Source organism: Mucilaginibacter sp., assembly GCF_036383575.1.
GTDB lineage: Bacteria > Bacteroidota > Bacteroidia > Sphingobacteriales > Sphingobacteriaceae > Mucilaginibacter.
The window spans coordinates 1-12,083 of the sequence record NZ_DASVOB010000317.1 but is presented as its reverse complement, the minus strand read 5'-3'; the positions used below and the strand labels follow the sequence as shown (position 1 = coordinate 12,083).

General features: G+C 42.9%; 13 protein-coding genes. 8 read left to right on the top strand and 5 right to left on the bottom strand.

What is annotated here, in order from left to right; all coding sequences use genetic code 11:
* Positions 1-67: 67 nt before the first annotated feature.
* The gene (locus VF500_RS11000; RefSeq protein WP_330859717.1) at positions 68-1,030 is read right to left on the bottom strand and encodes a heme-binding domain-containing protein; all 963 of its coding nucleotides are present in this window, start codon (positions 1,028-1,030) and stop codon (positions 68-70) included.
* Between the two features lie 233 nt (positions 1,031-1,263).
* On the opposite strand from VF500_RS11000, the gene VF500_RS10995 reads away from it, so the two are divergent.
* The 4 genes from VF500_RS10995 (at position 1,264) to VF500_RS10980 (ending at position 4,396) form a co-directional block, all read left to right on the top strand.
* Positions 1,264-2,337 (top strand): serine hydrolase domain-containing protein, encoded by a 1,074-nt coding sequence (locus tag VF500_RS10995; RefSeq protein ID WP_330859716.1) that lies wholly within the window; start codon positions 1,264-1,266, stop codon positions 2,335-2,337.
* 10 nt (positions 2,338-2,347) lie between these two features.
* The gene (locus VF500_RS10990; RefSeq protein ID WP_330859715.1) at positions 2,348-2,908 is read left to right on the top strand and encodes an AraC family transcriptional regulator; all 561 of its coding nucleotides are present in this window, start codon (positions 2,348-2,350) and stop codon (positions 2,906-2,908) included.
* 191 nt (positions 2,909-3,099) lie between these two features.
* The gene (locus VF500_RS10985) at positions 3,100-3,831 is read left to right on the top strand and encodes a heavy-metal-associated domain-containing protein (RefSeq protein ID WP_330859714.1); all 732 of its coding nucleotides are present in this window, start codon (positions 3,100-3,102) and stop codon (positions 3,829-3,831) included.
* A 280-nt stretch (positions 3,832-4,111) separates the two neighbouring features.
* Positions 4,112-4,396: a hypothetical protein gene (locus tag VF500_RS10980; protein ID WP_330859713.1), complete on the top strand. Its 285-nt coding sequence runs from the start codon at positions 4,112-4,114 to the stop codon at positions 4,394-4,396.
* A 5-nt stretch (positions 4,397-4,401) separates the two neighbouring features.
* Here the strand turns inward: VF500_RS10980 and VF500_RS10975 are convergent, their stop codons facing one another.
* Positions 4,402-4,632, bottom strand: a complete 231-nt coding sequence (locus tag VF500_RS10975; RefSeq protein WP_330859712.1) for a hypothetical protein — start codon at positions 4,630-4,632, stop codon at positions 4,402-4,404.
* A 119-nt stretch (positions 4,633-4,751) separates the two neighbouring features.
* Positions 4,752-5,117, bottom strand: coding sequence for a response regulator (locus tag VF500_RS10970; RefSeq protein WP_330859711.1), 366 nt, complete (start codon positions 5,115-5,117; stop codon positions 4,752-4,754).
* Between the two features lie 207 nt (positions 5,118-5,324).
* On the opposite strand from VF500_RS10970, the gene VF500_RS10965 reads away from it, so the two are divergent.
* Complete coding sequence (locus VF500_RS10965) at positions 5,325-6,335, top strand: LacI family DNA-binding transcriptional regulator (RefSeq protein ID WP_330859710.1); 1,011 nt, start codon at positions 5,325-5,327, stop codon at positions 6,333-6,335.
* 134 nt (positions 6,336-6,469) lie between these two features.
* Here VF500_RS10965 and VF500_RS10960 read toward each other — a convergent pair whose 3' ends face one another.
* Positions 6,470-7,099, bottom strand: a complete 630-nt coding sequence (locus tag VF500_RS10960) for an NAD(P)H-dependent oxidoreductase (RefSeq protein ID WP_330859709.1) — start codon at positions 7,097-7,099, stop codon at positions 6,470-6,472.
* A 407-nt stretch (positions 7,100-7,506) separates the two neighbouring features.
* Positions 7,507-9,762 carry a transglycosylase domain-containing protein gene (locus tag VF500_RS10955; RefSeq protein ID WP_330859708.1) on the bottom strand — a complete coding sequence of 752 codons (2,256 nt, stop codon included), beginning with the start codon at positions 9,760-9,762 and terminating at the stop codon, positions 7,507-7,509.
* A 115-nt stretch (positions 9,763-9,877) separates the two neighbouring features.
* Between VF500_RS10955 and VF500_RS10950 the strand changes: the two genes are divergently transcribed.
* The 3 genes from VF500_RS10950 to VF500_RS10940 all read left to right on the top strand — a co-directional run bounded on the left by VF500_RS10950 (position 9,878) and on the right by VF500_RS10940 (position 12,025).
* Positions 9,878-10,966, top strand: coding sequence for an Mrp/NBP35 family ATP-binding protein (locus tag VF500_RS10950; protein ID WP_330859707.1), 1,089 nt, complete (start codon positions 9,878-9,880; stop codon positions 10,964-10,966).
* A 31-nt stretch (positions 10,967-10,997) separates the two neighbouring features.
* On the top strand, positions 10,998-11,276 hold the full coding sequence (locus VF500_RS10945) for a NifU family protein (protein WP_330859706.1): 279 nt from the start codon (positions 10,998-11,000) through the stop codon (positions 11,274-11,276).
* Between the two features lie 119 nt (positions 11,277-11,395).
* The gene (locus VF500_RS10940; RefSeq protein ID WP_330859705.1) at positions 11,396-12,025 is read left to right on the top strand and encodes a hypothetical protein; all 630 of its coding nucleotides are present in this window, start codon (positions 11,396-11,398) and stop codon (positions 12,023-12,025) included.
* Positions 12,026-12,083: the final 58 nt, after the last annotated feature.

The window sequence follows — 12,083 nt, the reverse complement described above, 5'->3', positions numbered from 1 at the left end:
ATTATCAGAACAAGCTGCCAATATTAACATACAGCCTGTCATTAAACTATATAATGCTTTCATGGGTTTAGTGTTTAATAGGTTGTGTAAATACAAAATCTTCGGCTGCCATGGGTTTATGGCAATTCATACACTCGGTGGCAAACATCACATTGGCACCTCCATAGGGAACCATTTTCGGTGTCTTGAACCGCGCCCAGCCCCAGCCGTAGGTAGATGCATATTTTTTATCGTCTTTTATCATATACTCCACTTGTTTAAACTCGCCGGTATGGGTAGTTCCGTCTTTATCCTGTAGCTGCGCCCAGGCCACTTTGGCAAATATGGCCCCGTTTGGCCATGGGTGGATGTTATTTTCCTTGATAGCTTTTACGGCGATGTCGTTGCCAAAAATCACACGCAAGGTATTGTTGTCAAAACGCTCGGTAGTGCTGATGGGCTGCCAGTTTTTATAATCGGGGATATAAGAGATGCCATTGGCTGCAGTTGGCAATTTGCTTATAGCCGTTCCATTTTTCTGCCAGTGCTGATATTGCCTGTCTGCCGCATTGATCACCGCAGTATCGGCAGGCTTGCTGTGAACCATGCTGGCAAGGTAGTTTTTCAATACTGCCAGATCTGCCGCTGATACCTTCGCTTCAGTATGAACAGCTGTATAGCTTGGCAATGGCATGGCCCCTGCTATGATCTGATTTATAGATTCCCAAAGTTTTCCTTTCTGATCGGCGGGGGCAAGTTTGTCCCATTCCGAAAAATTAAGGTCGGCCCTGCCATCTTTGATATGTGATGCTACCCCCCAGTAAACGGGAACTATTTTATCGTACCAGCGTAAATTGGTGCTGTTTGAATGGCAATCATAACAAGCGCGTTGAATAATTGCCTTAACATCTGCCGGGGCTTCCAGGTCGCCGGTTACTGCCGGATTGGGCACATCCGGGCGCACAAACTGGATACTCACAAAGCCTGCGAATAAGATCAGGATAATGATAAATGCTTTTCGTTGATACAAAGGTTTTTTGTTGGTTCTCATAGCCTTTCGGTTTTGCTATACAAAGAAAAGTACAATCCTCAATAATGCACCTCGCAATTAGTTGGGCGGGGCAAAACAATCGTTAAACGAGTAAAAAAGGAAGTTGGACTTACAAAACCGGCTGTTTTTGCGCTCTTCATTTTAAGATTTCCGTGTTATCTTCACTATTAAGCTCGCGCCCGATTAAACGTTAAATTAGTATGGCCGTCAAACGAGTGCATAATTCATCAAAAATGAAAACCAGGTTAGCCCTTCTTTTAACACTTATCAGCCTTTGCTCCATAAAAGCAAATGCCCAATACAACTTCAGCAAAGTTGATAACTGGCTAAATGACCATTCTTCAGAAATGGGCGGCCGGGTGGTGCTTGTTGTTTATAAAGACGGCAAGGTGGTTTACAACCACGCCGTTAATGATATGAACATGCGACAGAAGTTTGTTGGCCGCATGATAGCCCGAAAACAAGGTAAAAATGCCGATCTGGGTGATTATGCTTCAACCTCAAAAGTGGCCATAGCCAGTTGCAGCAAATGGCTCAGTGCGGCATTGGTGATGACCTTTGTTGACGAGGGAAAACTAAAATTGACCGATACCGTTGGCAAATACCTCCCTGTATTATCACAGCATGGCAAGGGGAACATCACCATTGGGCAGTCCCTGTCGCACCAAACCGGGATCAAAACACCGCCATTAAAAGAAAGTTTAGAAGATATGCGCCAGGACAACTCGATGGATGATGCAATAGCCGATATCGCGGCTTTACCCATGGAAGGCACACCAGGCAAAGTCTTTCATTACAGCAATGCCGGTTTGCAAATTGCCGGGGCTATCATCGAAAAAATTAGCGGCAAAAGCTTTGAAACACTTTTTGCTGAGCGCATTGCCCGGCCACTCAATATGCAGCACACCGATTTTGGTGATGCCAAAGTGGCGTTGCCTGCGGGCGGGGCCTACAGTACTCCAGAGGATTACCTGAACTTTTTAACCATGATCATGAACCGCGGCGTTTTTAATGGCAAACACATCCTGAGCGAAAACAGCATTGCCCAGATGCAGGTAAACAGGATCACACCCGATGTTAAGATAGCTTACTCCCCTGCCGAAGCCGGAGGGCTGGGTTATGGTTACGGAGAATGGGTATTCGATGCGCATACGGTAAGCAGTCCGGGATTGTTTGGAAGTTTCCCATGGATAGACAAGGACAAAAAGTACGCTGCCTTTATGATGACTTTTTACCTAAAAAACGACGGTAGGCAACAACGCTATAAGGAATTGAAACAACTGGTGGATGAGGCGGTAAAACAGTAGTTTTGCTGCTATGAAGCTGTACATAAAAAATATGGTTTGCAGCCGCTGCAAAATGGTGGTGAAATCCGAGCTGGAAAAAGCCGGGATGCAACCTGTTACTGTTGATCTTGGCGAGGTGGAAGTTAAAGAGCATCCCGCCCCGGAGCAGCTTAAACAGTTAGAAAGCTCGCTAAATGAGCTCGGTTTTGAACTCATTGACGATCAAAAGAGCCGCCTTATTGAACAGATCAAAACAATTATCATTGAGCAAGTACATCATATCGATACACAATCTCCTTTAAAACTTTCGGCCCTGCTTACATCAAAGCTTTATTATGATTATAGCCATTTGAGCAACCTATTTTCGGCCGTTGAAGGTTCAACCATCGAAAAATACTACATAGCCCAACGAATTGAAAAGGTAAAAGAGCTACTGGTTTATAATGAACTTAATCTTTCAGAAATAGCCTTTCAATTAGGTTACAGCAGTGTTGCCCACCTATCCAGCCAGTTTAAACAGGTAACCGGGATGACACCATCGGCCTTTAAAGCACTACAGGGGAGTAAGCGCAGGAATTTGGAAGATATTTAAAGCACTAATTTTTTCGAATTGAAGCGAATTACACGAATTTCCCTCTGCTTTGATTCGTGTAATTCGATCAAATTGTACTGTGCTTGCTAAGCATTCGTGCCAAACTGTAAATCTTATAAATCATATCCATAATACTGTAACAGCTCCCCTACCTGCTCGTGGTAATTTTGTATCAGCAAATACAAATTATCATGACACACACATATAACATCACCGGCATGACCTGCACCGGTTGTCTCTCTAAGGTTCAAAGCTTATTACAACAAGTTCCTAATGTTGAAAAGATTGATATTTCATTGGCAGAAGGCACAGCCGATATCACCATGAAAAAACATGTATCAACAGCCGATCTTCAGCAAGCCCTTGCCGCTTACCCAAAATATCAGCTTAGCGAAGCGGAAGCACATCAACATAGCATGGGCCTGGCCGATGACACAGAAAACCGTACCTGGCTGCAAACTTACAAACCCATCCTGCTCATATTCGGTTATCTGCTGGCGGCTTCATTAATTGCAGGTTATAATGCTGCTTTTAACATCATGACCATGATGCGCATTTTTATGAGCGGATTTTTCCTGGTATTCTCTTTTTTTAAATTGTTGGATCTTGGTGGATTTGCCGATAGTTACAGCATGTATGATGTGGTTGCTAAACGCTGGCGCGGATGGGGTTACGTTTATGTCTTTGTTGAGCTGGGCTTAGGGCTTGCCTTTGCACTTAACCTTGCACCGGTAACTGTTAATGCTATAATGATTGCTGTAATGACGATAAGCCTCATAGGCGTATTGCAAAGCGTATTCAACAAAAGGAAGATCCGCTGTGCATGTCTTGGCGCTGTATTTAACCTGCCGATGAGCACAGTCACTATTATTGAAGATGGATTGATGATTTTGATGGGGGTTGTGATGCTGGGATTGATATAAGATTTCCCACAGTGTTATTTCAATATTGTGGTATTGCCTCTCTGAGAAATCCCTTTTAAAATTTTCACACGAATTTTTACGTATTAATCGAATTACACGAATTTGAATCAATTTAAGATTCGTGTAATTCGATCAATTGTGGAAAGCCTGCAAAGCATTCGTGTAGAAATTTTTCAGCGTAAGATTCGTTAAATCAGATCGAATTATTAAAAACGCAATTTTCCTGGCTTTCCTCCCTCCTGTTAGTTGAAATGGTAACTTTTTGTTAGTTTGCCTCTCCATGCAAAACACTGCGGAATTTCTACTTCAGGATTGGTTTAATCTTACCGGTCGCGGATTGGTGATCACTGGTCAGATTATTCGGGGGCAAATTGCAAGCGGGGATTTTGTTTGTTTAAATGATGAACCCATCAAAATAAAAAGCGTAGAAATTGGCGACAAAAGACCCAATGATTTCTTTGTTGGCCTGATCCTGGAAATAAAAGATCAAAGCGATGTATTACCATCCCTCAACAAATTAAAGGGGAAAAGTTTATTGGTATTAAAAGCAACAACAATAAATTAAACCGCTTACATTCTAAACCGCAAAGCAACTGACCTGCCTAAAGCTTGTGCTAATTCAGGGTCAATTACCGGGCCTTCTCCTTTTTGGATCCATACGCGGCGGTCGTCTTTTTGAAGGATTATTTTCTCGCCATTTAACAGGATCTCAAGTTCGCTGGTAGTTGGGGTAATTGGCGAGGTATTAATTTGATACACATGATCGGTATCGTTAAAAGTTATTCTTAGTGGCAATCCCATCTTTATCTTCTCTCCGGTAAACATACACATCCCATGTTATAAAAGCAACAACAGTCGGCATGCAATGCCAAATTACGGCATAATAATCTAATTTTCAGCCAATTATTTTACAAATCTAATTATGCCGCCAGCTGTAACTGAACCTTGCGGATCAGGCTGTTCATACCAAAGGGCTTCTGCAAAACGTCATCCGGAGCTCCTTTTTGCGGTTCGCCGGTTTCGGTTTCTTCATTTTCGGAGCAAACAATTACGCGCAGATCCTTAGTTGCCCGGTTCATTTTAATGAGCCGGCACAACTCGCGGCCGTCCATACTTTCATTAACAATATCCAGGATCACCAAGTCAGGATGACTTGCTTTTATGATCCTGAAAATTTCATGGACACGGGTTGATGAGGCCACTTCGTAACCGTTGGCGAGCAAAATGTAAGTCATTACTTCTATCATCAGCTCATTATCATCAACTATCAAAATTCGTTTCGCCATAAACCATGTCCCGCTTTTTATACTAATGTTTATGCAAAGCGCATGCCACTGATTAACTTACAGTTAAGCCTTTATGGCCTTAGTCGAAACAGTGTCCCGATATGGCTGTTTTTCTAATGCTATTTTAACAATTATAGCCTTGATTAGTAAACACAATAGATCTGTTTTACTACATTTGGCTCATAGTAAATAGATTTAGCGGGCAAAATGGATAATATCAATATCAAGAAACTGGCAAAGGAGCTCAACATATCCACATCAACTATATCGAGGGCCTTTAACGGAAATACTGATATTAATAAAGACACCAAAGAGCGGATCCTGGCCTACGCCAAACAGCATAACTATTTGCCCAATCATTACGCAAGCAATCTGCGCGATAAAAAAACCAATACACTGGCCGTTATTGTTCCCGAAATAGCTAACGACTTTTTTTCGCAGGCTATAAATGGCATTGAAGAGGTTGCCCGCAAAAAGGGATTTTATATTTTACTTTATCGTACAGATGATGTTTTTGAAAAAGAGGTTTCATTTGTGAACTACCTCAACAATGGCAAAGCCGACGGCATCATCATGTCGGTATCCGGCGAGGCTAATGACCACAACTACCTGCGCCAGCTTGAAAAAAAGCACGTGCCTGTTGTGTTTTTCGACCGTGTTTATGAGGATATTGAAGCAGCCAAGGTAACCACTAACGACTATGACAGTAGTTTTGCCGCAACCGAGCATCTCATTAAAACCGGCTGTAAAAAAGTAGCTTACCTGGTAGTTAACAAAAGCATTTCGATAGGTAAAGTGAGGATGCAGGGTTATATAGATGCCCTGGCCAAGCATAAGGTTTCTTTCGATGACAACCTGATCATTGACTGCAGCAACGATGAAAAAATAAACTATAAGATCCTGAAAAAAGCTTTACAGGAAATTAAGCCCGATGGCATATTCAGTTCGGTTGAACGCCTGGCGTTTGCTACGTACTATGTTTGCAATGATCTTGGTATTTCCATACCAAATGATCTGAAAGTGATCAGCTTTTCAAGCCTCAGGGTAGCCCCATTATTGTCTCCTCCCCTTTCAACCATAACACAACCCGCTTACGAAATGGGCGTAAAGGCAGCTACGTTATTATTTGATGTGCTCGAAAATAACGGCTCGGCCCCTAAAAAAGAACATGTATTAAAATCAAAGCTGTTTATCAGGAAATCGTCTGCTGGTGAATGATTGAGTTCATGATTGGTTCATAGATCATGGTTGATGGTTCATAGTAAGAAAATGAAACAGGCGATAGAGTTATTTCTATCGCCTGTTTTGCAAGACCATGAACCATGATCTATGAACCATACGCCAATTAAAACTTACGCTTCAATAAACAGCTCGCTTTGCGGCCTGCGTACTTTTATCATTTTGCTGTAAGCATCATCTTCCGCACGGAAGCCTACTGCGGCAATTACAGTCGTAGTTAATCCTTTTTCTTTCAGGCCAAGGATCTCATCAAATTTCGCAGCGTCAAAACCTTCCATCGGTGCTGCGTCAACACCAAGCTCAGCAGCTTCGGCCAATAAAACACCTAAAGCGATATAAGCTTGTTTGTGCGACCATTCAACCTTTTGCTCATCTGTACGGCTGGCCAGGGTGCCTAATACCATTTGCTCATAACCGGCAAGGTTTTCACGGGCGATGCTGCGGGTTGAAGCAACAAGATCGATGAATTTTTTACCAAAATCTTCATCAAGATTGGTTAATGAAGCAAATACGAACAAAGCCGATGAATCGGTGATCTGTGCCTGGTCGTACCCAACGGCACGTAGTTTTTGTTTGGTTTCAGCATCCTGCACAACAATCACTTTATATGATTGCAGGCCTAATGATGATGGTGCTAATTGGATTGCTGTTTTTAAAGCTTCTAATTGCTGTGCACTTATTTTTTTGCTGGGATCGAATTTTTTAACAGCCGATCTCCATTGTAATTTTTCTACTAATGACATGATTATCTCAATTGTTGAAACAAATATAAATGTTTAAACATATATGTTTAGCCATATAATTGTAAAGAGATAAACACGAACCTTTATTGTGTTTACAATTTGATCGAATTGCACGAATTTTCATTGAAAAGTTTAAACTGCCGCGGGTTTTCAACCCGTGGTCAACCATGGTTTCAGCTTTCAGCTGAACCTATTAAGCTGAAAGCTTACAAGATGCCAACCACGAGTTACGCTGCGCTAAACTCGCGGTAGTGTATAAATGCAAAACGGACATTCTGCTAAGCAGAATGTCCGTTTTCATCTCTTATTTCATTGCGAACGCAGCGCAGCAACCGCATACTATACAGGGCGGATATGCTTCCGTGCGATTGCCGCGCTGCGCTCGCAATGACATTTTTTATTCTCGATTACGGCATCTTATCCTTCAATTCCTTTTCCTTTTCGTCCTCTTCATTCCTTAACCGCCGTTTTTCCTGTCGTACTTCTTTTCGTGTTTTGCCTCCTGTGGTATCTACAGCATCAATCTTTGCCTTGTACTCGGCTTTAAGCGCTTCAATTTGCGCTTTGATCTGTTCTTTTATTGTTTGTTCTTTTTGCTTCAGTTTTTCTTCGGCCTTTTCTTCGGTGGTATCTTTTTTGCCGAAAAGACGCTGGAAGAAGTTTGGCCTTTTTACCGGCTCTTCCACAACAGGTAAAATGCTATCGTCATCAGCACCGCCCTGTTTCATGAGGCTATCGGCAGTGGCGGTATCAACAGGGGCAATCTGCCTGCGCAGGCTTTCCCTTAGCCTTACTTCGTAAAACCCATAAGCATTAGTATCGCGGGCGGTATACCCTTTCATAGCCATCAGCTTACCGATGAGGTTAAAGTAGCCGTGCAATCCCGGTCGTAAGGTGCCGTCAGGTTGAAACGCGTACAAGCCCCCTTTAGGATAAGGCACAATACTGGCCAGGTAAATACTTTCGCCAACGCTAAGCTCCGACGGCTCCTTACCAAAGTAATAGTGCGAAGCCTCACCTATCCCGTAAATATTGCGGCCCCATTCAATAATGTTGAAGTAAACTTCCAGCATCCTGTCTTTGGTCATGATGCGGTTATTTTCAATAAGCCAGACAATCAGGATCTCCTCTATTTTGCGCGACAATGTTTTTTCCCGGCTCAGATAGGCGTTTTTAACCAGCTGCTGTGATATCCCGCTTCCTCCGCGTTTGTATTTCTTCGTTTTAAAATCGGTAGCTATTGATTTGCGGATTGCCTCCATCACAAAACCGTGATTGGTGTAAAAAGAAGGATCTTCGGCTGTCATTACCGCGTTTCTTAAATTGGGCGAGATCTGCTGCAGCGGGGTAAACTCCGGGTTTTCGGGACCTATCAGGTGCGGTGCCATCGGTTTACCCTTTTCATATGGCGTGTATACAAAGGGGCTGTTAAGCTTGGTTAAATCGGTACGCCCAAATTTCAGGATCCGGAAGTTGTCCTTATCCATGCCCGAATCAAATATCAGGTCGTCGGGTTTTGACGCATCCATATAAAAGTTCAAGTGATAATTCAGCTTACCGGCTACCTGGATACCGTCAAGCGCGTCAAACATCCCCGTAGGGAACGAATCAAAAATATCAGCAGCATTAAGCCATCCCGTGTTGAGCTTCAGTTCATAAATTTTAACCGGGTTAAGCGTGTATTTAATATACGGATGAGCCGTTAATTTTCTGACATGGATGAGCGAAGTACTATCGATAGATACGTAATTGGTGCCCACTTTAACATCGGCATCAATAGCGGCCGCAGGTAATACAATATCGGTAGATGAAACACCGGGATGGTGGATCAGCAGGTTTTTAACCGACCATGAACCCGAAATGGTTGTTTCGCCGCTGCTGTGATCCTCCTTGGTTAATTTGGTTTGCAGCGTATCGAAATTAAGCTTCAGGTTAAATTTCTTTTCGATGATAGGCAGCTCTACTTTTTGGTGATTATCGGCATACAGCATCACGTCGATATCTTTATCCGAGGGGTGCATTTTTCCGGCAAAATGCCAGGTGGCTTCACCATCGTTAACTTTTATTGTCGAACTCATCTGTCCGTCTTTGATCAGCGCGGTTTGGGCTAAAAGCTTCAGCTGATCACTATCGCTCTTAAAACTGATCCTGAAATTATTGAGCGCCAGGTTATCGGGGATCTTATAAAGCACTTCGTTGATCAGGTTATGAGCTATATTGCTCAAATCGGCTTTGGTGTCAGTAGCTGTCGAGTCCTTTTTCTTTTTAAATAGGAAGTCGAAATTTTTAACCCCGTTTTTATTCACAAGACTAATGAAGCCATCCTGCAATACCACATCTGAAAGTTTTACCTCTCCCAGCAACAAAGGCATCACCCTTACACTTACCACGAAGTTTTTGATATTCAGCAAGCTATCGCGCCCTTCAGGTACAATGCTGATATCAGAGAACGAAACCGTACTGAAACCTGTAAATTGGGCCGATCCTATTTTTACATCTAAATTATAATCCCTCTTTGCTTTTAATTTAGCTTTGTCAATGGCTTTTTCGAGCAGGGCGCCACGTTTTGAGTAGGCAACATATCCACCGATGAGCAGAATAAGAATTAAGGGAACAAGAATATATGCGGCTATGCGTATGTATTTAGGATTAAGGCGCTTCATTTGTTAATTTTATCCAAAACTAAACTAAATCTTATCCCCTGCAAACGGTTGTTTTTGCAAATTGTTTCCTTATAAACTCAATCAACGGCCTGTTTTCATAAATTTGCCTCATATTATGACAATTACTAAAGAACAAGTATTACAAGCACTGGGCAATGTTGAAGAGCCGGATCTGAAAAAAGACCTGGTTACACTCAACATGATCCAGGATATTCATATTGATGGCAACAATGTTAGCTTCTCGGTGATCCTGACCACTCCGGCATGTCCGTTGAAGGCCATGATCGAGAATGCCTGCCGTAACGCTATCCTTCATTTTGTAAGCAAAGAGGCTGTTATCAATATCAACATGACCTCGCGTGTTACCTCGCAAAAAAACACCGGGGTTCCGGGTGTAAAAAATATAATAGCCGTTGCTTCGGGCAAAGGCGGCGTTGGTAAGTCGACCGTTGCGGCAAACCTTGCTTTAGGCCTGGCAAAATCCGGTGCTAAAGTGGGGATGATCGATGCCGACATTTACGGTCCTTCGGTACCTATTATGTTTGGTTTAGAGGGTGCACGCCCAATGGCCAGCCAGGTTGATGGCAAAACCCGTATTGAGCCTATTGAAAAATATGGCATCAAATTACTGTCGATCGGTTTCTTTACAGATCCTAACCAACCGGTGCCATGGCGCGGACCGATGGTATCAACAGCAGTAAAACAATTGTTCAATGATGCCGATTGGGGCGAGCTTGATTACCTGGTGATCGACCTGCCGCCGGGTACTGGTGATATCCATATCACGGTAACGCAAAGCTTCCCGGTAACGGGTGCTGTAATTGTTACTACGCCGCAAAATGTAGCGCTTGCCGATGCTAAAAAAGGTATTGGCATGTTCATGATGCCGGCAATCAATGTGCCTATACTGGGAGTGGTTGAAAACATGTCGTACTTTACACCAGCCGAACTGCCGGATAACAAATATTATATATTTGGTAAAGGCGGCGGCCAAAAACTGGCCGCGCAGCTTGATGTTCCGTTTTTGGGCGAGATCCCGTTGATCAAAGGGATCAGTGATTCGGGCGATGCCGGCAAGCCGACAGTGCTTGAAGAAGACGGCCCGATGACGGCAGCTTTTGTGAAGATGGCCGAGCGTGTTGCGCAGCAGGTGGCTATATCAAATGCCAAAGCATTGAGTGCAGAAAATATTGTAAATAATTAATAACTTTACATAACGTTATAAATTAATAAAAATGAGTTTATTAAATCAGGTTGAAGCAGCTTTAGATACTATCCGTCCGTATTTGGAGGCTGATGGGGGGAATGTTTCTGTTGAGGAGATAACTCCTGAAGGTGTTGTTAAATTAAAGCTGCTGGGTTCATGCGGATCATGCCCAATGAGCATCATGACCCTTAAAGCCGGTATTGAGCAGGCTATCAAAAAAGCCGTACCCGAAGTTACCTCCATTGAGGCCATAAACCTTACAGACATTGATGACCCCAACGCCGTGCTTCCCGAAAATTTAAGGTAGTTGTTAAGTAATGTTAAATCCTCTGTTCAATTTGGGGATATGACTTACTTTTGATGAAGTTTAAAAACTATTTTGGCCGAAGCAGCGTAATATATGTTGAGCTAAGTAGTTAATGTTTTATGAAGTATTTATTTGGTTTACTGCTATTATTTGTTTCAATGGGCGCTTTTGCACAAAGCAAAGACCGCCCTGTTGTGCAGTTTACAGGTATCACACATAATGCCGATAGTTTAAAGATCACTATCCCTTATGTTACCATCACCAATACTTCGGCCCATAACATCATCAACGTATCTAACTACAAGGGTTACTTCTCATTTGTAGTTCACGAGCGCGATACCCTTCGCTTTACCTGTGTTGGCTATGCGCCGGTTACCGTGGTTATCCCTTCAAACCTGCCAAATGAAAGCTACACTACCCAGGTATCTCTCAAGGCGCAGATCATTAACCTGCCTACGTTCCACGTGTTTCCCTGGGCAACTACTGATGAGTTTAAAAAAGATTTCCTGGCTATAAAGCTTGCTGATGATGATTTGGAGATAGCCCGTAAAAATATCAGCAAGGCCACCCTTTCGGCATTGTACAATACCCTACCCCGCGACGCCCAGGAAATACAATCGGCCAATGCACAAAATATGCATACCACTATCCTGAACTCACACTCACTTACCCCCAATCCGCTGCTAAACCCGCTTGCATGGGGCAGCCTCATCAAGTCAATATCTGACGGAGATAAGAGTAGTAAATAATTAAGATTTTATTGTTATTGGGTTTCTCGTCGTTGTTGTTGTTTGGAAAGTGAAAACA